The organism is Paenibacillus timonensis (genome assembly GCF_022427145.1).
Taxonomy (GTDB): domain Bacteria; phylum Bacillota; class Bacilli; order Paenibacillales; family Paenibacillaceae; genus Fontibacillus; species Fontibacillus timonensis.
In genome coordinates this window covers 61,753-82,807 of the sequence record NZ_JAKSXN010000009.1, presented here as the reverse complement: position 1 = coordinate 82,807, position 21,055 = coordinate 61,753, and the positions used below count along the sequence as shown (strand labels likewise).

The 21,055-nt window shown below is 58.5% G+C and carries 21 protein-coding genes and 1 riboswitch; of the genes, 1 reads left to right on the top strand and 20 read right to left on the bottom strand.

Annotated features, from left to right (window positions below):
* Positions 1–98: 98 nt before the first annotated feature.
* The 6 genes from scpB to ribD form a co-directional block, all read right to left on the bottom strand.
* Entirely contained in the window at positions 99–749 is a 651-nt protein-coding gene (gene scpB, locus MJ257_RS05325) for an SMC-Scp complex subunit ScpB (RefSeq protein ID WP_240268261.1), read from the bottom strand.
* Positions 718–1,515 (bottom strand): segregation and condensation protein A, encoded by a 798-nt coding sequence (locus MJ257_RS05320; RefSeq protein ID WP_240268260.1) that lies wholly within the window; start codon positions 1,513–1,515, stop codon positions 718–720. Before MJ257_RS05320 ends, scpB begins: the two co-directional genes overlap by 32 nt.
* Before the next feature lie 118 nt (positions 1,516–1,633).
* Complete coding sequence (gene ribH, locus MJ257_RS05315) at positions 1,634–2,101, bottom strand: 6,7-dimethyl-8-ribityllumazine synthase (protein ID WP_155605400.1); 468 nt, start codon at positions 2,099–2,101, stop codon at positions 1,634–1,636.
* A 54-nt stretch (positions 2,102–2,155) separates the two neighbouring features.
* Positions 2,156–3,394, bottom strand: coding sequence for a bifunctional 3,4-dihydroxy-2-butanone-4-phosphate synthase/GTP cyclohydrolase II (locus MJ257_RS05310; RefSeq protein ID WP_240268259.1), 1,239 nt, complete (start codon positions 3,392–3,394; stop codon positions 2,156–2,158).
* Between the two features lie 464 nt (positions 3,395–3,858).
* On the bottom strand, positions 3,859–4,539 hold the full coding sequence (ribE, locus tag MJ257_RS05305) for a riboflavin synthase (RefSeq protein ID WP_240268258.1): 681 nt from the start codon (positions 4,537–4,539) through the stop codon (positions 3,859–3,861).
* The gene (gene ribD / locus MJ257_RS05300; protein ID WP_240268257.1) at positions 4,539–5,666 is read right to left on the bottom strand and encodes a bifunctional diaminohydroxyphosphoribosylaminopyrimidine deaminase/5-amino-6-(5-phosphoribosylamino)uracil reductase RibD; all 1,128 of its coding nucleotides are present in this window, start codon (positions 5,664–5,666) and stop codon (positions 4,539–4,541) included. Before ribD ends, ribE begins: the two co-directional genes overlap by 1 nt.
* Positions 5,667–5,948: 282 nt before the next feature.
* Positions 5,949–6,111: riboswitch (FMN riboswitch) on the bottom strand.
* 214 nt (positions 6,112–6,325) lie between these two features.
* On the opposite strand from ribD, the gene tlp reads away from it, so the two are divergent.
* Positions 6,326–6,553, top strand: a complete 228-nt coding sequence (gene tlp / locus MJ257_RS05295) for a small acid-soluble spore protein Tlp (RefSeq protein ID WP_059043488.1) — start codon at positions 6,326–6,328, stop codon at positions 6,551–6,553.
* 67 nt (positions 6,554–6,620) lie between these two features.
* Here tlp and MJ257_RS05290 read toward each other — a convergent pair whose 3' ends face one another.
* The 14 genes from MJ257_RS05290 to MJ257_RS05225 all read right to left on the bottom strand — a co-directional run bounded on the left by MJ257_RS05290 (position 6,621) and on the right by MJ257_RS05225 (position 21,042).
* A complete protein-coding gene (locus tag MJ257_RS05290) occupies positions 6,621–7,058 on the bottom strand; it encodes a peptidylprolyl isomerase (RefSeq protein ID WP_178022721.1) in 438 nt (145 codons plus the stop codon).
* A 144-nt stretch (positions 7,059–7,202) separates the two neighbouring features.
* Positions 7,203–8,531 carry a diaminopimelate decarboxylase gene (gene lysA / locus MJ257_RS05285; protein WP_240268256.1) on the bottom strand — a complete coding sequence of 443 codons (1,329 nt, stop codon included), beginning with the start codon at positions 8,529–8,531 and terminating at the stop codon, positions 7,203–7,205.
* Positions 8,532–8,642: 111 nt separating this feature from the next.
* The gene (locus MJ257_RS05280; RefSeq protein ID WP_372489745.1) at positions 8,643–10,265 is read right to left on the bottom strand and encodes a spore germination protein; all 1,623 of its coding nucleotides are present in this window, start codon (positions 10,263–10,265) and stop codon (positions 8,643–8,645) included.
* A 50-nt stretch (positions 10,266–10,315) separates the two neighbouring features.
* Positions 10,316–10,738 carry a stage V sporulation protein AB gene (locus tag MJ257_RS05275; RefSeq protein ID WP_240268254.1) on the bottom strand — a complete coding sequence of 141 codons (423 nt, stop codon included), beginning with the start codon at positions 10,736–10,738 and terminating at the stop codon, positions 10,316–10,318.
* On the bottom strand, positions 10,738–11,379 hold the full coding sequence (locus MJ257_RS05270) for a stage V sporulation protein AA (RefSeq protein ID WP_240268253.1): 642 nt from the start codon (positions 11,377–11,379) through the stop codon (positions 10,738–10,740). Before MJ257_RS05270 ends, MJ257_RS05275 begins: the two co-directional genes overlap by 1 nt.
* A 150-nt stretch (positions 11,380–11,529) precedes the next feature.
* Positions 11,530–12,237, bottom strand: a complete 708-nt coding sequence (gene deoD / locus MJ257_RS05265; RefSeq protein WP_240268252.1) for a purine-nucleoside phosphorylase — start codon at positions 12,235–12,237, stop codon at positions 11,530–11,532.
* Positions 12,238–12,353: 116 nt separating this feature from the next.
* Positions 12,354–13,586: a pyridoxal-phosphate-dependent aminotransferase family protein gene (locus MJ257_RS05260; protein ID WP_240268251.1), complete on the bottom strand. Its 1,233-nt coding sequence runs from the start codon at positions 13,584–13,586 to the stop codon at positions 12,354–12,356.
* A 46-nt stretch (positions 13,587–13,632) separates the two neighbouring features.
* Positions 13,633–14,904 carry a M20 family metallo-hydrolase gene (locus MJ257_RS05255; RefSeq protein WP_240268250.1) on the bottom strand — a complete coding sequence of 424 codons (1,272 nt, stop codon included), beginning with the start codon at positions 14,902–14,904 and terminating at the stop codon, positions 13,633–13,635.
* On the bottom strand, positions 14,901–16,295 hold the full coding sequence (gene allB / locus MJ257_RS05250; RefSeq protein ID WP_240268249.1) for an allantoinase AllB: 1,395 nt from the start codon (positions 16,293–16,295) through the stop codon (positions 14,901–14,903). The genes MJ257_RS05255 and allB overlap by 4 nt, the downstream gene beginning before the upstream one ends.
* Positions 16,296–16,332: 37 nt before the next feature.
* A complete protein-coding gene (gene uraH / locus MJ257_RS05245; protein ID WP_240268248.1) occupies positions 16,333–16,716 on the bottom strand; it encodes a hydroxyisourate hydrolase in 384 nt (127 codons plus the stop codon).
* A 39-nt stretch (positions 16,717–16,755) separates the two neighbouring features.
* Positions 16,756–17,271: a 2-oxo-4-hydroxy-4-carboxy-5-ureidoimidazoline decarboxylase gene (gene uraD, locus MJ257_RS05240; protein WP_240268247.1), complete on the bottom strand. Its 516-nt coding sequence runs from the start codon at positions 17,269–17,271 to the stop codon at positions 16,756–16,758.
* A complete protein-coding gene (locus tag MJ257_RS05235; protein WP_240268246.1) occupies positions 17,261–17,800 on the bottom strand; it encodes a (2Fe-2S)-binding protein in 540 nt (179 codons plus the stop codon). The genes uraD and MJ257_RS05235 overlap by 11 nt, the downstream gene beginning before the upstream one ends.
* A complete protein-coding gene (pucD, locus tag MJ257_RS05230) occupies positions 17,790–20,066 on the bottom strand; it encodes a xanthine dehydrogenase subunit D (protein ID WP_240268245.1) in 2,277 nt (758 codons plus the stop codon). Before pucD ends, MJ257_RS05235 begins: the two co-directional genes overlap by 11 nt.
* A gap of 55 nt (positions 20,067–20,121) precedes the next feature.
* Positions 20,122–21,042: an FAD binding domain-containing protein gene (locus MJ257_RS05225; RefSeq protein ID WP_240268244.1), complete on the bottom strand. Its 921-nt coding sequence runs from the start codon at positions 21,040–21,042 to the stop codon at positions 20,122–20,124.
* Positions 21,043–21,055: the final 13 nt, after the last annotated feature.

Genomic DNA, 21,055 nt, shown 5'->3' with positions numbered 1-21,055 from the left:
GCTTGCCCAATAGGAAAAAATTCGTCGGTATGGGTCACGAAGCAGCATTTCGGCGCAAAAAAACGCCGGAGGGACTTCTCCGGCGTTTTATGGATTGTTTAGTTTTCGTTATCCGCATCCTGACGCTCCTCCGGCGGCGCTAAAGCCTCGTCGTTTACGTCATCGAAGGTCAACTGTTGTTCCTCTAGCCGTTGAAACAGCAACTGCGTTTCTTCTTCCAACTGTTCGGCGCTCTCGAAATCGGCCAAATCCGGAAGGTCCTTCAAGCTGGCCAGGCCGAAATAATCAAGGAACGCCTTAGTCGTGCCGTATAAAATCGGTCGCCCGATCGCTTCGGCGCGGCCAACCTCCTCGATCAAATCCTTGTTCACCAACGAATGAATGGCCCGCTCCGATTTCACCCCGCGGATCTCCTCGATTTCCACCCGGGTTATCGGTTGCCGGTAAGCGATAATCGATAACGTCTCGAGCGCGGCCTGGGATAAGGTCGAACGCGAAGGCGAATAAGCCAGACGTTCGAAATAAGGGGCATGCTCCGGGAGCGTCGCCAGCTGGTAGCTGCCAGCAATTTGCACGATTTGCAGCCCTCTGCCGGCTCGTTCGAAGGACGACTTCATGTCAAGCAGGGCATCCGAAACCACCTCCTGCCGCTGCTCCGTCACTTCGGCCAGCTGCTTCAGGCTCAGGCCTTCTTCGCCGGCCAAAAATAGCAACCCCTCAATAATCGATTTCAATTCCTGAAAATTCATCGATCTTTCCTTCCCCTCTCCACTCCATGACAATATCGTCGAATAGCCTGTTCTGATAACAGACGATCTGTTTCATCTTCATCAGCTCCAGAACGGCCAGGAACGTGACGACGATTTCATGCCGATACATTTCGGGATGCAGCAGCTTGGAAAACAGCAGCCGCCCTCCCATGCCCGCCTGCTCAAGCGCGGCCACAACCTCCTTGATCCGGTCCTTGACGGAAATCTCGTCGCGGTGAATCCGCGCCACCGTGTTGCGCTTGGCCGCCCGGCGAATCGCCTTCTGAAAGACGGCTATCAAGTCGGCGGCGTGCAATCCCTTAACCGGGTTCTCCTGCACTTCCGGCATGAACGGCGTCAAATCCTCCGGTTCCTTGGAGAAAATCAAGCTTCGTTCCCATTCACGTTCATGCAAATGCTCGGCGATCCCTTTATATTTTCGATATTCGATCAGCTTGCGGATCAACTCGTCACGCGGGTCCTCCTCATCCTCAAGCAAATAATCGAATTCATCGTCCAATTCAATGACGGGTGGTTTGGGCAGCAGCTGCTTGCTCTTGATCGACAGCAGCGTCGCGGCCATGACCAGAAACTCGCTGGTTATTTCCAGTTCAAGCTCCTGCATGTCATGCAAATATTCGAGGTACTGATCGGTGATCTCGCTGATGGAGATTTGATGGATATCGATCTCCGCTTTGTCGATGAGGTGCAATAGCAAATCCAGCGGACCCTCGAAGGTTTCCAGCTTGTACGTTACTGTCGTCAATGAACATCCTCCACCCGTAAGCAAACATGTATGTACATAAGTTTACCTTAAAAACGGTTTGTTGCAAAAGAAAAATGTAGTACCCCTGCGAATCAGAGGTACTACATTAAGATAAGCACTATTTCAGCTGTTTCGTCAAGTTTGCCATTTCGATCGCTGCCATCGCCGCATCCCAGCCTTTGTTACCGGCTTTCGTGCCCGCGCGTTCGATCGCTTGCTCGATATTTTCGGTCGTTACGACGCCGAAGATCGTCGGTACGCCGGTTTTGAGTCCGACGGCCGCCACGCCTTTGGCCACTTCGTTGCAGACGTAATCATAATGCGTAGTCGAACCGCGAATGACCGTGCCTAGCGTGATCACCGCGTCATATTTGCCGCTTTCCGCCAGCTTTTGCGCCGCAAACGGGATTTCAAAAGCGCCGGGCACCCAAGCCACGTTAATCTCTTCCTCTTTGGCCCCGTGCCGCTTCAAGGCATCCAAGGCTCCGGAGAGCAGCTTGCTGGTAATGAACTCGTTAAAGCGCCCGACGACGATCGCATATTTTAACCCTTCCGATACTAAATGCCCTTCAAATACGTTTGCCATGATTCATCAAACCTTTCTATAAGTGGGATAGTGGATAATTTCGCAATGTGCGGCCTAGACACGGGAGGATTCGTCCTGCTCCAAATCGTCAAATTTGAGCAAATGACCCAATTTAGCCTGCTTCGTGTGCAGATATTTGGTGTTATCCTCGTTTTCCTTCATTTGAATCGGTACGCGTTCGACGACCTCCAGCCCGTAACCTTCCAACCCTTTGATCTTCCGCGGATTATTGGTCATCAGGCGGATTTGGCGGACGCCCAGATCCTTGAGGATTTGCGCCCCGATTCCATAATCGCGCAGGTCCGCCGGGAATCCGAGCTTCAGGTTGGCATCGACCGTATCAAAGCCTTGTTCCTGCAGCTTATAGGCCTTCAGCTTGTTGATCAAGCCGATACCGCGGCCTTCTTGGCGCATATACAGCAATACGCCCCTGCCCGCTTCCTCAATCTGGCGAAGCGCCGCTTCGAACTGCGGTCCGCAGTCGCAGCGGTGAGAATGGAACACGTCCCCGGTCAAGCATTCGGAATGCACGCGCACCAGCACCGGCTCGTCGCCGTTAATCTCGCCTTTGACCAATGCGACATGCTCTTTGTTATCCACGTCGTTCGTGTAGGCGACGGCGCGGAATTCGCCGTAATCGGTCGGCATACGCACCTCGACTTCGCGCGTGACCAGCTTCTCTTTCTCATTACGGTAATGAATGAGATCCTTGACGCTGATCAATTTGAGGTCATAGGTTTTGGCGATCTCCACCAAATCCGGTAACCGGGCCATCGTCCCGTCTTCCTTGATCACCTCGCAGATCACACCGGCCGGATAGGCACCGCACATCCGGGCCAGGTCGACCGCCGCTTCCGTATGTCCGGCGCGGCGCAGCACGCCGCCTTTCTTCGCGATCAGCGGGAACATATGGCCCGGCCGACGGAAGTCCGAAGCCTTGGTGTTCGGATCCATGATCGCCTTAATCGTTAGGGAACGTTCATACGCCGATATTCCCGTCGTCGTATCTTTATGGTCAATGGAGACGGTAAAGGCCGTCCCGTGGTTATCGGTATTTTGCGCCACCATGGGCTGCAGATCCAGTTCTTCCGCCCGTTCTGCCGTAATCGGCAAGCAGACCAGACCGCGGCCTTGGGTGATCATGAAGTTGATGACTTCGGGCGTCGCTTTTTCGGCCAAGGCCACGAAATCCCCTTCATTCTCCCGATCCTCGTCGTCAACGACGATGATGACCTTGCCTCGCATCAGTTCGTAAATCGCTTCTTCGACTCGGTCCAATACGATATCACTCATAGCTTTCCCCTCCTTGGTAGATGTAGATCACAAACTTGTCTTTGGATCACGAAGCGGGTTCAAGGATGCAGATTCGGCGTCGAATCTTGAATTCAGACGGGCCTTCCGTTGCTCACGTACCCAAAACGACGTTCCGCTACTCACTCCCTAACTTCATCCAACCTTCTTGGTGCTCCAAACCCAGCGGCTCCAAACGAAACTCCCCGGCTAACGGAACTCAGGGGCGTTATCTCTCCGCTGATAGGGCGATTATTGCGGCTAACGGAACTAGGAGGTCTTATTTGGAATCGATGCGGCTGATTTGTTGCTATTTGGGCCAAATAAGGTCTCTGGGTTCCGTTACATCGGGAAATCGCCGGGAAATGAGCATATAAGAGCTCTCAGTTCCGTTACAATCAAAGCCAGGGGCGCAGCGCGTTCCATGTTTCATCCAACCCTTGGCCTCGCTCAAGTTCCGGCCTTTATTAAACGAACCCGTTCGCTGCCAGAAACGGAAGATTGATTCCCGACTCGACGCCGCTAGCATCTTCATCTTCCGTTTCGACGCCGCCTCTGCCGTACTTCAGCAGATGATCCACGTATTTTCCGAGCACATCGCATTCCAGATTAACCGTGTCCCCGGCCCGCTTGAAAGCGAGCACCGTTTCGGCCAACGTATGCGGAATGATGGATATCGTAAACGTGCCGCCTTCCGCTTCAACCACCGTTAAGCTAATCCCGTCCACAGCAATGGAGCCTTTGGGAATAATGTATTTGAATAAAGACGGTTTACCCGGTCGGATTTCAAACACAACCGCGTTCTGATCCTGACTGGTGCCGACAATTGTGCCGATTCCGTCGACATGCCCCTGGACGATATGTCCGCCGAACCGTCCATTCGCCGACATGGCCCGTTCCAGATTCACTCGGCTGCCTGGTTTCAAATCCTTCAGATTCGTGTTGCGGTACGTCTGCGGCATCACGTCTACCGTAAAGGAGGAAGCATCGAACGAGGTGGCCGTCAAGCATACCCCGTTAACCGAAATGCTGTCGCCCAGCTTGATGCCCTCCGTGACAACCTTTGCCGAGATGCCAAGGAGCATGGCTTCCCCTTTGCGGCTAATCGATTTTAGAGTGCCGATTTCTTCCACAAGTCCTGTAAACATCAGTGATCTCCCTCCTTCACCTCAGCCTGCGCCCAGACCGGTACTCCCCGGATGCACACATTATCCCCGATTTGTTCGACTTCCATGTCGCGCAAAGTGACGGCATCCTGCATTCGATCGTACCCGGTGAAGCGAAAATTCTCGGGTGATTCCTTGCCGCCGACGAGCTTGGGAGCGAAAAACAACACGATTTCATCCACCAGTTGCCGTTCCAGCAGCGAGCCGTTTAAGCGTCCGCCGCCTTCGACGAGGACGGAGGAGATTCCCCGCTGTCCGAGTTGAACGAGCGCCTCCCGAAGATCGACCTGCGGACCGCTGCCGCATCGGAGAACTTCCGCACCGAGGCCCATTAGCCGTTTGGCTTTCTCCGGATCGGCTTGTTCCGTTGTCACGATCCACGTAGGGGCCGTCCCGTCCCGAAGGATCTGTGCCGTCTCCGGAATCCGAAGCGTAGAATCGGCGACCACGCGAACGGGCGACAATCCCGGGACAGTCATCCGGGTCGATAACTGCGGATCATCGGCTACGATCGTCGATACGCCAACCATGATCGCCTGATGGCGATGCCGCATCGTGTGCACGATTTCTCTCGCTTTCTCGTTGGAGATCCATTTGCTGTCCCCCGTCCGGCTCGCAAGCTTCCCATCCAGCGTGCTGGCGGATTTGATCGTCACATACGGCATGCCCGTGGTGATGAACTTGATAAAGCGGCGGTTCAGCTTTAAAGCCCGCTCGTGCAGGACGCCTACCTTCACCTCGACGCCGGCGGCGCGCAGCATTTCGATTCCTCTCCCGGCAACCAGAGGATTCGGATCCTCGCAGGCAACCACGACACGCTGCACCTTTTCGTGAATCAACCGCTCCGCGCAAGGCGGCGTCAAGCCATGGTGGCTGCAGGGCTCCAGCGTGACATAAACCGTGCTGCCTTCCGCCCGGGAACCCGCCATGTTGAGGGCATGCACCTCGGCATGCGGAGTCCCCCGCTGCAAATGGGTGCCAAGGCCAACCAACGCTCCGTCCTTGACCACAACGGCGCCGACGACCGGATTCGTCCCGGTTTGCCCGAGCGCCCGTTCAGCCATGTCCAGCGCCAATGCCATGTAATATTCGTCATCGATCACCTTCATCCGCCGTCCTCCTTTCACCAATCCTTCAAGCTGAGAATACAAAAACAACCCTGCCGCAATCCGGCAGGGTTGATCATGAGAGTGGTTCTACGGACAAACGAAAGAGCGCCTCCATCTTCATCGTGCCGCCTTCTTTATGATAAAGGGACGACATATGTAAGACGAATAAGCCGAAATCACCAAGCTCTCCACAAACGTGTAATTGTGAAAAATAGAACTTGATCAATTGAAGCTCTTTAGGTCTGAACACCATCGCAAAATAAATAACGTACGTGCTCCCGCGTTTTCCTTCTCCCATCCAGACTATACTGTCGGTCCCGGAATCTCACCGGCTCAGCCGCATGCTTACGAAAGCACTGCGGGTCACGGACTCGTGCTTCATCGGACGAACGTCCAATGAGCCATCACCGTCGGTAGGGAATTTCACCCTGCCCCGAAGGATTGCTTAATATTAGGTTTTGCATAACTGCAAGACGAATGTTAGCACTTATCCCGTAAAAAATCAAGCCTGCCCGTCACAACGCGTCGCCGCGACTCGCCTCTCCAGCAAAGATGCATGGCACCGATCTCCGGAAACCCGGGTGAATAAAAACCTTTCGAAATAGCCAACCTTAATGTCGATATCGTAGTGCAAATCCCTATACTCAGGAGGAATGAACGTGGCTAAACCGGACAATCGCTCCGACAACGTCGATAAGCTGCAACGAAGCATTCAGAACACCATCGAGAATTTCCGCGAAGGACAAGACTACCTCAGCGAACATGCGGATGAAATCTCCGTTAAGGAGAAGAAGCAGATCGAGGAGAAAAACGACAAACGGCTACACGCCATCGAAGGCTTCCGGGAAGAAGTCAAGGATGAAGCGGCCCACCAAAGAAAATCCTAAAATCATAATAGGGGTGCTCCGCCGCCAAATCTGCTTGGCTTGCGGGGCACCCCTTCTTATCGGCTGATTAAGCCTCGTCCCAAACGGAAACTTCCTTCATTTTATCGCCAGGACGAACATTGTCCACGTGCTCCATCCCCGAAGTCACTTTGCCGAAAACGGTATGTACTCCGTTCAAATGCGGCTGCGGCTCATAAACGATGAAGAACTGGCTGCCGCCGGTATCTTTGCCGGCATGGGCCATCGACAGCACGCCGCGTTCATGTTTGGTTACGTTCGTATCCGTCTCGCATTTGATCGTATAGCCAGGACCGCCGGTACCGTTGCCGATCGGGCAACCGCCTTGGGCCACGAATCCCGGAATCACGCGATGGAACGTGAGACCGTTGTAGAAACCGGAATTGGCCAGTTTTTCGAAGTTAGCGACCGTACCGGGAGCTTCCTCCGGCAGGAACTGAATTTCCACCTCGCCGCCTTTTTCCAAAACGATTTTACCTTTTTTCATATCCGTACACGCACCCTTCTTCTTTAACGTCATTGGACAAACCTCTTCCAGTTTACTAAAAAATAGACCTCCAAGCAAAAAAGGCCGGTCAGGGACCGGACAACCCGGTTCCCCTCGGCCTTGAAATCTCCCTGATCCTTCCGCTTATTTCAGCGAAGGTTGTTTGGCGATTCGCTCCGGAATCACGTCGCACGCGACCAGATCCTGGAGGGACTCCCGTTTCACGACTAGATCGCTGCGGCCGTCTTGAACGAAGACAACCGCCGGACGGCGAATCCGGTTATAATTGCTGGCCATGGCGTAGTTATAGGCGCCGGTGCAAGCCACGGCAAGCAAATCGCCGCTGTTCACCTTCGGCAAATCCACGTCCCAGATCAGCATGTCGCCGCTTTCGCAGCATTTGCCGGCGATCGATACGGTCTCTTCGTTCGCATCGTTGCCGCGGTTGGCGAGCATCGCCTCGTATTTGGAGCCGTAAAGAGCCGGACGCGGGTTGTCCGTCATCCCGCCATCTACCGCAACGTATTTGCGTACGCCGGGGATATCCTTGCTTGTTCCCACCGTGTACAACGTCGTGCCGGCATCGCCGACGATGCTCCGGCCCGGTTCAACCCAAATTTCCGGAAGCTGCGGATAACCGGCAAATTCCCGTTTGACCGCATCCGTAATCGCACCGACGTAATCGGAAACCTTCAGCGGCGTATCGCCTTCCGTATAGCGAATGCCAAAGCCCCCGCCCAGATTAACGACCTTGAACGTAACGCCCAGATTCTCCTTCGCTTGCATGGCAAAAGCCGCAACCCGCTCAACCGCCATTTGGAACCCTTCCACCTCGAAAATCTGCGAGCCGATATGCGAATGCACGCCGAGCAATTGCAGATTCAAACTGCGGTTGGCCAATTCTACGGCATCCATTGCCGAGCCGTTGCCGATATCAAACCCGAATTTGGAGTCGGTTTGACCGGTCGAAATATATTCATGCGTATGGGCTTCCACCCCCGGAGTTACGCGCAGCAACACATTGACGATGACGCCTTTCTCGGCGGCAAGCGCCTGCAGCATATGCAGCTCCGTAAAATTGTCGGCCACGAAACAACCGATCCCGGCGGAAATCGCCATTTCCAACTCATCCGGCGTCTTGTTGTTGCCATGAAAATGGATTCGCTGCGCGGGGAAACCCGCTTGAAGGGCCGTAAACAGTTCACCCTCGGAGACGACGTCCAGGGACAAGCCCTCCTCCTCGGCCAGCCGGCACATCGCCATGACGCAGAATGCTTTGCTGGCATAAGCGACCTGGAAAGCCAAGCCCGATGCCCGGAAGGCATTCATATATTCACGGCATCTTTGCCGTACAAGGGCTTCATCTACGACATACAGCGGCGTTCCGTAGGTTTGCTTCAGCTCGACCGAATCGCAGCCGCCGATTTCGAGATGGCCTTTTGCATTGATTTTGCTGGTACCGTGTAAATACATCTATGCAGTCCTCCACTTTCAAATTTTACACCAGTATAGCAAACAACCGGGAACCTGAAAAATGGATTTTTCGGAATAACATTTGTGTTATTTGTTGAACAAGCCCAAGCGTCACCGTTTCCCCGGCATCCGCGTATTGTCCCGCGGTTTGTTGGAGGACGGTCTTTGCTTGGACGTCATCACCGGAACACGGAACAACACCCCGGCCAAAGCCTTTGCATTAAAAGGTATAAACGGCCACATGTAAGACGAGTTATTCGAGCGGCGCAAGGTTAGCAGCACGATAAACGCCGTTACCCCGACCACGAATCCGGGGGCGCCGAAGATCGCCACCGCCACGAGCAATGCCAACCGCACAACGCGGTTAGCAAGACCCAGCTCATAACTCGGCGTCGCAAACATCCCGATCGCCGCCACCGCCATATAGAGGACGACCTCGTTGACGAACAACCCCGTCTGGACGGCGATATCGCCGATCAAGATGGCGGCGATCAAGCCCATCGCGGAAGCAAGCGGCGTTGGCGTATGCACGGCTGCCATCCGCATCAGATCGACGCCGAACTCGACCAGCAGGAACTGGGCGATCAGCGGTATTTTTGCCTGTTCCTGAGGCCCGATGAAAGCGAGTCCCGCCGGCTTGAACTCCGGATAGACAACGACCAGCAGCCAAATCGGCAGCAGGAATAGCGAGGCGAATATGCCGAAGAAACGCACCCAGCGCAAATACGTTCCCATAAACGGGGTCTGCCGGTTCTCCTCCGCATGCTGGCACAGATCAAAAAAGGTGGTCGGCAGGATCATCACGCTGGGCGAGGTATCCACGAACAGGACAACCCGGCCTTCCAGCAGATGCGAAGCGACGACGTCCGGACGTTCCGAATAACGCACCAGCGGGTAAGGATTCCACCCTTTATGGATGATCGCTTCCTCCAGTTGTTTATCCGCCAGGGGAATACCGTCGATGTTGACCGCTTTGATTTTTTCGCGGATGGAATCGACCTGGGTCTTATCGACGATGTCGTCGATGTAGGCGATGCAAACGTCGGTACGGGTCCGGCGGCCCACGCTGACCATCTCCAGTTTAAGTCCCGGATCGCGCAACCGGCGGCGAACCAAGGTAATGTTGGTTACCAGCGTCTCCGTGAACCCGTCCCGCGATCCGCGCACGACCCGCTCCAGCGACGGCTCCTCCGGGCTTCGCACCGGGTATTGCCGGGTATCCATCAGCAGCGCCGTTTGCTCTCCTTCGATAAACAACGCGCTCATGCCGGTCAGCGTTTTGTTGATGGCGTCGCTCAGCTTCTCCGTTTTCTCTACCTGAATATGAGGAATATAGAGTTCGAAAAAAGATCGGAGCGCTCCGGTCGTCAGGTTTTCCGGGGTTAGATAGGTGAGCCGCTTGATGATTTCCTGCATCACGTCAGTCCGGGCAAACCCGTTAATGAAAAAGAGGCAGGTGTTTTTACCTCCGAAAGTCATGTCGCGGAACACGACGTCAAAGCTTTCTCCCAGGCCGACGACTTCCTTCAGCGTATGTTTCGTTGTCGTCAGGCTCCGGCTGATCGCATCGCTTTGCTGCCAATAGATGACCGATTCCTCAACGTTATCGGACCGTTCCGCTTCGCGTTTTCGTTTGATCGCCTCCTCCTCCGGATAGTTCTCCTGAAGAAAATTCTCCTCTTCCTCAGGCACGAAGTCCGGAACCGCCTGCGGCTGATCCACTCCGTCCTGCATCGTCTCTTGCGTATCCTGCTCCATCCCACATCAACCTCCGTTTCTTCGATTCACGGTCTGTAAATAAACCATTCAAACAGGGAGCCCGCCATTTTGCCAAAGACCATCGCGAGCAAGAAGCCAAACAAATACCGTTGCATATGCAGCCGCTTGGCCAAAATCGGCAGGACGTTCAGCACTTCGGTCAAAGCGGCGGCCAGCATGCCGACGAAAACGCCGTTAAATAAGCCGACAACGCCGGTAACCGGCCATGGCCCGGCCACCCGCCAATTCCAGAAATCCGCCACCGTGCCCATCACCGCTCCGGCAATCATCGCCCCTTCGTACCAATGCACCTTATCGTAAGAATTCGTCACCTGGGCCAGGCGCGGAATCATGTCCAGAACGATGAATAAAGCGATGACGCCTCCGCCGACGGCGATGCCGCCAGCTAGGCCAAGGAAGATCGCCAACCCCGCAGCGACGGGAGACATCAGCTTCGCTTCGCCGACGATTCGGCGCGATGCATTTTTTTATATTCCTCGGCGACGACGTACTGGTTGAGGTTCTCCTGGTAGAGGAACATTTCGACTTCCAGCGGGGTGGGCTCCTCATTCCACTTCTTCCTGAACAAATGATTAAAAAACACGATCATCCCGAAACCGATGCCTACGGAATAAGCGCCTTGAAAGAGATAGGGGTGTTCATCCTTCTCGCCGGTGATCATCTCCACGATCCGGACCTGCACCTCCGGCATGCTGACATCGGCGTGAAAGTTCATGATGGTCAACGCCGCTCCGAAAAAGAGCAGCAGCCAGACCAGGGCAAACAACAGCAGGGAGGGTTTCTTCTCGGGTTTAACCATTTCCACAAGCACATGCGGCTCGCCGAGCAATTCGACACGCTGCCCGGGAAATCGGGCTTGGATGGCGGAAATGACCTGTAGCATATCGATGACGATCAGGTTTCCGTCGCGCTGTTCCGGACGGACCAGCACCAGCTCCAACAGCTTGGTTTCCAGCTTCGGCTCCGCCAGCACGCGGGCCACGTCCCGCAGCCGGATCGGCGTCCCGGCGGGAAGCCCGACCTGCTTGCGCAGACGCAAATAGACGATGGACGCGGAATCTTTATCCATGCTGACCACCCTTCCACTAGCGTATTGCCCATAGTATGCCAAGCGAGGAGGGGCTTTACTCTTGATGAACATTTTGCGGCAGCAAAAAAAGCATGGGGAGATGCCTCCGCATCGGATCCCCATGCTTGATTCGCTTTGGTCGCACCAAAATTACAGCGATACGGCCGTATCCAGCGCCACTTCCATCATTTGCTTGAACGTCGTTTGCCGTTCCTCGGCCGACGTCTCCTCGCCGGTCAGCAGATGGTCGCTGACGGTCAGGATCGTCAACGCCTTTGCGCCGTATTTGGCGGCCAGCGTATAAAGCGCCGTCGTCTCCATCTCCACGCCCAACACGCCGTATTTCATCAGCAACTGGGTTACGCTCGTATCGTCGCGATAGAACATGTCCGAGCTGAAAATGTTGCCGACATGCAGCTTCAGCCCCTTTTCCACCCCGCGATCATAGGCCGCCTTTAACAACTCGAAGCTGGCGATCGGCGAAAAATCGTACCCGCCGAAGACATGACGGTTCATGCTGGAATCGGTACAGGAAGCTTGGGCCAAAATGACGTCCCGCACCCGGACATGCTGCTGCATGCCGCCGCAGGTTCCGACGCGAATCAGGTTTTTGACGCCGTATTCCTTCATCAATTCATTCACGTAGATGGAAATCGAAGGAATCCCCATGCCGGTCCCCTGCACGGAAATCCGCTTCCCTTGATAAGTGCCGGTGAAGCCGAGCATCCCGCGCACCTCGTTATAGCAAATAACGTCGCTCAAATACGTCTCCGCGATAAATTTGGCCCGGAGCGGATCCCCCGGCAGCAGGATCGTTTCGGCGATATCTCCCGGTTTCGCTGCGATATGTACACTCATGTTTCTAGTATCTCCCTTGCTTCCAATTTTGGTATAGCTGCCACTCTTTTTATTATATAGGATGTGACAACCCGCGTACATGGATGCAAATATCGCAAAACCGTTTATTGCGCATATCAGACCTCGGGTCGCTCATACACGTCCAATGCAGCCTGAACCGCTTGGCCGGCCGGCACGCGGAAGCCCTGGCGAAGAAGGGCCGCTTCCAGGGCCCCAAGCAGCCGCAGCACGTTATCGGCGCGGCAGCTGTACCCCATCGTCCCGATGCGCCAGATCAAGCCCTTCAGCGGGCCGAAGGAACTGGCGATTTCGATGCCGAAGCTCTCAAGCAGCAGTTTGCGAACCGCCTCGCCATCCACGCCCTCCGGGACATTGACGCAGGTGACCATCGGCATTTTGCAGGTCGGATCGCCGTACAGCGTCAGGCCCATCGCGGACAGTCCCTGCATCAACGCCGACTCGTGCAGACGATGACGGGCAAACCTCGCCTCCAGCCCTTCCTCCAGCACAAGCCGGAGCCCTTCGCGCAGCGCATAAAGCATGGAGGTCATTTCCGTATGGTGATTCAACCGGAGCGGGCTCCAATAATCCTGAAGCATCCCCAGGTCAAAATAATTGCTGCGCACCGGCGCAACGTCTTCCTCCAGGCCCGCGTCCGTCCGCAATCCGCGCTCCACCCGTTTGCGGGACAGCAGCTTCCGCTCGGCACGATCGTTGTATGTGATCGGCGCCATGCCGGCCGGAACGGACAGGCACTTCTGCGTTCCGCCGACGACGGCGTCCAGCAGCAGGCGGTCCGTATCCACGGGCACGCCGCCGATCGTGGCTACCGCATCGACGATCAGGAGGGCGCCTACCTCGCGGCAGGCCGCCCCGATCCCTTCCAGCGGCTGCAAACGTCCGGTCGATGTTTCGCCGTGCACCATCGCCACGATTTGCGGTTTGACGCGCCGGATCTCAGCAAGGATGTCCTCGGGCGCAAACACGCCGCCCCAGGGCCGCTCGAGCACATGCACCTCGGCCCCGCAGCGGTCGGCGATTTCATGCAGCAGATGGCCGAAGCGGCCGTAAATCGGAATCAGCACACGGTCTCCCGGGGCGATCAAGCTGACCATCACCGCTTCGATGCCCGAACGGGAGGTGCCGTCGACTGGATAAGCCCAGGTGTTCCGCGTGGCGAACAGCTCCCGCAGCATGGACATCGTTTCGTTCATGATCCCGGTAAACTGCGGGTCGAATTGCCCCAGCACCGGATACGACATCGCCCGCAGCACTCGCGGGTCCACCTCCACCGGACCCGGCGTCATGATCGAACGCAAGGACGGCGACAAATCTTCAAACCGTTTCATGCCCTACCTCCTTTCACGTTTTACCGGATCAACGCTCGAAACCCGATCATTCCTCGTATCCCAGCCTGTATAACAGCGCAATCAGAACGTTCAGCCCGGCGGCTAACGCTTCCGGAGGCGTATCCTCCTCCGGGGCGTGGCTGATGCCGCCCCGGCTCGGGACGAAGAGCATCGCCGCCGGGCAAAGTGGGGCGAACAGCTGGGCGTCGTGCCCGGCGCCGCTCACCATGCTCCGCCAGGCGAACCCCTGCCCGGTGCAGATCGCTGCGAGTTCGTCCTGCAGGCGGGCGTCCATGAGCGCCGGAACGGCAGCGAGCCGCGGTTCGACTCGCAGCGCAGCGCCGCGCCGTTCGGCGATCTCCGCGAACGCATCAAGCGCCTGGGCGCAAAACGCTTCCAGCTCGGGTTCATGGCTGTGCCGAATGTCGAGCGTGAAGCGCACCTCGCCGGGAATGACGTTAGGCGTGTTCGGCCGTACCTCAAGCCGGCCGACGGTGGCGACCAGCGGGTCGCCCGCAGCAGTCGCCAGCGCTTCCAGCCGCAGCGTCATTTCCGCGGCCGCCGCCAGGGCATCGCTGCGCAGGCCCATCGGCGTCGTTCCGGCGTGGTTCGCCGTTCCCCGAACGACGACGGCGAACCGCCGCTGGCCGCAGATGGCGCTCACGACGCCCAACTGCGTTCCGGTACGCTCCAGCACGATGCCCTGTTCGATGTGGAGCTCAACGTATGCGGCGAGACCGTCGCGTGATGGCGCCGGCCTCCTCGGACCTAGCTCACACCCCGCCATCGCCGCCTGTAAAGACACGCCGTCGGCATCGCGGAAATCGGCGCCTTCGCTGACGTCGTAAAGCCCGGTCACATGGCCCGAACCCCAGAACGTGAGCGGGAAACGGCTGCCTTCCTCCTCGGCGAACGACACCGCGGTTAGCGTCCGCAGCGGCGGGCCGTACGTGCGGCTCAAATACCGCAGAGCTGCCAGCGCCGCCGCTACGCCGTAAGCTCCGTCGTACCGGCCGCCGCTGACGACCGTGTCGATATGCGAGCCGGTCAGCACGATAGGCTCGAAGCTGCGGAGCCCGGTCAGCTCGCCATATACGTTGCCTACGCCGTCGGCATAACCTTCCAGCCCGCTATCGGCGATTTGCTCCAGCAAAAACCGCTGAGCCCGCGTCCACTCCGGGCTGTACAGCAGCCGGGTGACCCCCTCCCCCGGTTCGCTGAACTCGGCGAGCTTCTCTAGCAGCCCCTGCATGAAGGCGGTGGCCTCCTCCGTCCCGGATCCAGCATTGCCGCAGTGTTTCGCCTTCGCTCCGCTCATCGGACTGGCTCCCTGTTGCCAAGACGCACCGGCTCTCCGCTCCCGGGAGCGATCAGTCCGCTCTCCAGCGAATAAACCAGCCGGCCTTGGAGGAGCGTGGCGGTCACCCGGCACGACAACGGCATTCCCGTATAAGGGCTCATCCGATGCCGGTAGAGGAGGTTCTCGGCTTGAAGGACATACGGCATGTCGGGATGCAGCAGCACCAGATCGGCATCCAACCCGACGGCAATCGTCCCTTTGCGCTCGGCCATGCCGAACCGTTCCGCCGGAGAAGCCGCGAGCAGCCGTGCGATCAAAGGCACCGGCAGCCCTCGTCGATTCACGCCTTCGTGAAACATGAGCTCCAGGCTGCTTTGGGCGCCGGAAATGCCGCCCCAGGCCGCAAAAAAGGACAACTCTGGATCCAGCTTCAACTCGGGCGGACAAGGCGAATGATCGGAGGCGACCAGATCGATCTTCCCCGCAGCCAGCGCCTGCCAGAGCTTCTCCCTTTCTTCCGGACTGCGCAGCGGCGGCGCGCATTTCGCTACCGGTCCGAGTCGGGCCATGTCCTCCTCCGTGAGCAAAAGGTAATGGGGGCAGGTCTCGACGGACACGTCCTGGCCGCGCCGTTTGGCGGCATCGATCAACTCGACCGCGGCGGCCGTGCTGATATGCACGAAATGCAGCCTGCAGCCCGTTCGCTCCCCGTACAACAGCGCCCGGGCGACCGCTTCCAGCTCGGCGAGCGGCGGCCGCGAGGCGGCGAAATCGCGCGCCCCCGTCCGTCCGCTCCTGACCGCCGCTTCGCCAAGCACGGCGGTCACGGCGTCGCTTTCGGCATGCAGCGCCAGGAGCCCGCCGAACTCCGCGATGGTCGCCATTCCTTCGTACAGCGTCGCATCGTCCACCTCGCGGAACCGGCCTTCTCCTTCCCCGCCGGGATTGGAGATGAACGCCTTAAAGGCAGGTACCCCTGCGGCCCATAACTTCTCCAATTCCCCGGTATTGCCGGGGACGAGGCCGCCCCAAAACGCATAATCGACGGCGGACCGGCCGGCCGCCCGTTTCGCTTTTAACGCCAACGCCGGTAGGCTCACCGTAGGGGGATTGCCGTTTAGCGGCATATCGATGTAAGTGGTGCAGCCGCCGGCCGCCAGCGCGGCCGAACCGCTGGCAAAGCCTTCCCAGTGCCCGAAATTCGGCTCATTGAAATGCACGTGCGCATCGATCATGCCCGGCAGCACATATTGCCCCTCCGCCTCCAGCACGGTCTTCCCCAAGCGCCGGTCCAGATCTTCCGCCAATAGGGCGATTCTTCCGGAAGACACGGCGATGTCGAGCCGGGCGACCCGGTCCGGCAGCACGACACGGCCGTTCTTGATAATCAGATCGTAAGTCTCGCTCATGCTTGCTTCCCCTCCCATGAACACCATCTGGACTCCATCAGCTTCCGCGGTAAGTGCTGTAACCGCCAGGCGACAGCAGCAACGGCACATGATAATGGCCGCCTTTTGCGCCGACGTGAAATCGGACGGGGATGAGGCTTAGGAACCCGGGTTCACCGGTTGCTGCAGCCGCCGTAAGCTGACCCGCCTGCCTGAAATAATCCCCTGCATCAAACAAGAGCTCGTATTCGCCCGCCGTCATCTCCGGCCCCTCCAGCAGCGGAACGTCCAAGCGTCCCTCCGCGTTGGTTCGAGCGGAACGGAGCAACGGGCGTTTTTCCCCTTCCAGCCTTCTTAACTCCACGCGTACGCCTGCAGCCGGAAGTCCCCGCGCCAAGTCCAGCACATGGGTCGTCAGTTTGTTGTCATGCCCGCTCACCATGCCGCCGCCTCCTTTCTTGATCCTCGCCTCCCGGCCCATTCAACCGACAATGAGATCTTCCAGCCGGAACCGGGTGATCTTGCCTATTTCGGCCCATGCCCGATCTCGCTCCAGCTCCAAGCTCGATTCGACCCGCTCGGCGATGGACCGAAGGATTTCGTCTTTGCTTTTCCCTCGCACCGCCAGGATAAACGGGAACCCGAACTTATCCGTATATTTTCGATTCCATTCGGAGAGCTCGGCGTACTCCTCGTTCGTCAACGAATCGAGGCCCGCCCCCTGCTGTTCGGCTGCCGAGAGCGGCGATACCTTCATCCGGGTCGCTAAATCGGGATGCGCGCGAAGGAGCGAAAGCCGGGTTGCCTCATCGGCCTGGCTTGCCGATTCCAGCATGACTTCGTGCAGTTGCGCCACCGACACGAACGGTCCTGACGGGTGAGCCGCTTCCGCCACCCAAGGCGAATGTTCGAAAATCCCGCCCAACGCTTCCGTAAACCGCTGCCGGTCCATGTGATTCAAATCGGTCAGCGTTAAGCAAGAACCTTCAGTTCTCATGCCTGCCGCCCCCTTGTTCGATCGCTCGATTAACCGCCCGTATAATAGCGGCGTACCCCGTACAGCGGCACAGGTTGCCCGACAACGCTTCTTCGATCTCTTCCGGCGCGGGCTGCGGATTCTCCGCCAGCAGGGCGACTACCGAAACGACCATTCCCGGCGTACAATACCCGCATTGGAATCCGCCTTCCTCCAGGAAGGCCCGCTGTACCGGGTGAAGTCCGTCAGCGCCGATCCCTTCAATCGTGACGATCTCGGCGCCTTCGCATTGATAAGCCATCGTCAGACAGGCATTCACCGGACGGCCGTTCAGCAACACCATGCAAGAACCGCAGCGGCCAAGCTCGCAGGAACGCTTCGTCCCGGTTAACCCGAGATCCTCGCGAAGCAGCGCCAACAGCCGCCGCGTAGGCGTTACCTCCAACGAGACGGGATGCCCGTTGACGCGGAAGCGTACCGTAAATCCGGGCCCTGCTTCCTCCGTCCCCGGGACCCGGCTTGCCGAAGGGTGCGGGATCTTATCCAACATGCGAATCCACCGCCTTCCTGCTCGTAAATGGCATCTCCTGCAACAGCCCCGGTTCGATCGGCAGCCGGTTCACCCGTTTACCGACCGCCTGAAACACGGCAGAGGCCACCGCAGGGGCCAGGCACACCGAACCCACTTCGCCGACGCCGCGCGGCCCGTAGATATCCTGCTCCGGCAATTCCTCGATCGGCTCGACCTCAATCTTGCCGTTAAAATCGAGAATCGTGGGGATCAGGTAGGTATCCAGGTTTTTCGTCACATACAAGCCTTCCTCCATCCGCGCGTCTTCCGTCAACGTAAACCCGGCAGCCATCGCTGCTCCGCCTTCGATTTGCCCCAGATAGCCTTGCGGATTGGCCACCGGACCGGCGGCAACCGCATGATGCTGGTCGACGATACGCACCCTCCCCGTCAGCGTATTGACTTCCACTTTTACCGCAACCGCCGCATAGGTATATAGAAAATGGGCACCAACCCGCTCCAGCGTCGTCGTTGGATAAGAGAACTCGGTTTCACTAACGAGGGGCTCCGACAGCGTGCGGGCCAGCTCGCCGTACGTCAACACCCGGCAGCCATCCTTCCACATCCCGCCTCTGCCGGGAACGCAGCCATCGCCTCCGCCGGCCCGGGCCGCCGCGGCAGCCAGTTTGCCGGCAAAATCGGGAACTAGGCGGCGCAGCGCCATCCACATCATGCTTGTCGCCCGCGAAGCGGTGCTCGAACCGCTGTCCGGCACCACGTCCGTATCGCCGATGATGATTCGCAGATCCTCCGCCGAGAAGCCGTACAGCTCCACAAGCATTTGCTCCATCGTAGCAATCAAGCCTTGACCGAACTCCTCGTAGCCGAACACCGCTTCGATCCGGCCGTCCGGCGCCAGCTGCAACCGCCCGCCCGCGGGATCGGGAATGCCGAAGCCCAGCCCTGCCCCGTGCATGGCGATCGCCGCCCCGATGCCGGTGACCGTCCAAGGATCGCGGGCTCCGCGAACCGGCCCGCCCTTCCGTTCGGCCATCAGCCGGCTGCCCTCCAGGGCCTTCCACACCTGGCGGGCCCCGTCGGTCGGGGCGATCGGCTGGCCGAGCGGACCGGGATCGCCGAACTCCCGCAGATTGCGGCGGCGCATTTCCCAAGGATCGAGGCCGGCCATCTCCGCCAACCGATCGATCTGTCCTTCCAGCGCAAAAATCGCCTGGTTGCCGCCAAAGCCCCGGAACTCCCCGGATACGCCGTTGTTCGTATATACGCACACGCTGTTTACGGCGATATGCTCGATCCGGTACGGCCCAATGACATGCTCGGTGGCGAAGTTCAACACCTCGGCGCCAAGCGTGGCGTAAGCGCCGGTATCGGAGACGACCCGGACGGCATGAGCCAACAATCGTCCGTCCCGATCGCAGCCCGTGCGCATCGTAATTTTCATCGGATGTCGTTTCAAACCGGCCCGGACCGACTCGGCGCGGGAGTTATGCATCTGCACCGGCCGTCCCGTGCGAAGCGCAAGCAACGCCCCGTAAGGTTGGACATTCAATTCGTCTTTGCCGCCAAACGAACCGCCGATCGGGCTGGAAACGACGCGAATCCGTTCCTCCGGCAGATCCAGGATACGCGAAAGCTGCATGCGGTCCTTCAGTCCGTGCTGGGTGGCTGAGTACACGGTTAATTTCCCGTCTTCTTCGGGAACGAACAGCCCGCCCTCCGTCTCCATGTACGTATGCATCTGCCGCGGCGTAAAGTAGGTTTCCTCGGCCACGTAGGCGCAGGACGTAAACGCTTCTTCTGTTTCGCCCTCGCGGTATTCCGCGCGGTGCAGCACATTCCCTTCGGGATGCAGCAGGATCGCGTCCTCCCGCAGCGCCTCCTCGGGGTCGGCGATCACCGGCAACGGCTCATAGTCGACTTCGATCAAGGATAATGCGTATTCGGCGAGCTCCCCGTTCTCCGCCGCCACCGCAGCAATCGCATCGCCCGTATACCGAACCCGATCGGTGCAAAATACCGGCTGGTGAGGAAACGCAATGCCAAACGCGTTTAAACCCGGCACATCCTCGTGCGTCAGCACGGCAAACACGCCGGGCACGTTGGCGGCGGCCTCCGTCCGAATGCCCAAAATTCGGGCATGGGCTTTGGCGCTTCTCAGCACGCGGCCGATCAGCATCCCTTCCGCCGATCTGTCGGTCAGATATTGCAGCTTGCCCGTCACTTTTTCGAGGCCGTCCGGCCGCGTTCGCCAGCGGGCTCCGCTGGACTCTCGATTCAGCAGCATGGTCTCCTCCCCCTTCTTGCAATCGCCCACTTCGATTCCTGCACCGGTTCCCCGTTTACTTCGATTGCCCCGATCCGTCTTCACGATCGCCGAGCAGCCGCCACAGCTCGGCGGCAATCAGGTTGGCCGCCGTTTTTGCCTTGTACGCTCCCGTCGCAAACGCGTCGCCGGAGGGCGCATATTCCTCATACACCGCCTCGCAGAGGGAAGGCAACAGCTCCGCGCTCAAACGGCGGCCCTCCAGCAGCGCCTCCGCCAACCCAAGCCGTTGCGGGCGACCGTTTCCGCCGCCGGCGGCGATTCGCACGCCGCGGAGAACGCCGCCCTCGCCGGCGGTTCCGGCCAGCGCTGCCGTCACCAGCGACGGCGTAAACGCTTCGCGGCGGCCGACCTTGCGGTAGACCTCGAACCGCCGACCGCCCTCGCCGGGTGCCGCCGCCGCGGGCAAGCGCACGCCCGCCACGATCGTCTCCGGATCATAGGCGTCGCTCCAGCGATCCTCCAGCCACTCTGCCACCGGCACCCACCGAACGGAAGCCGGGCCGTTAACGGCCAACTCGGCCTCGGCGACCAGCAGCGCAGGCAGTGTATCCCCGTAGCCGCAGGCCAGGTTGCCGCCGAGCGTCGCGAGATTGCGGACGGACGGAGCGGCAATGACTTTGGCAGCTTCCCGCAACGCGGGAGAAACTGCCGCGATTTCGGCGCTGCTTCGGCACGCCGATAAATTCGTTAAAGCCCCGATATACAGCCGGCAGCCATCATAACGAATCCCGGTTAAGTCCTCAATCCCGCGAAGGTCGATCAAGACTTCCGGCAGAGCAGCCGTTCCGTTCTCCCACAACGTTCGCAGCAAGGTGCCTCCCGCCGCGTAAACCGCTTTTCCCCCATGGTCTCGCTTCAGCTTCCGGGCTTCCTCCAAGGTAGCCGGCCGATATAACGCCGATGATCGATGCGGATGATCCTGCCATGCCAGCATAGCTATTCCTCCT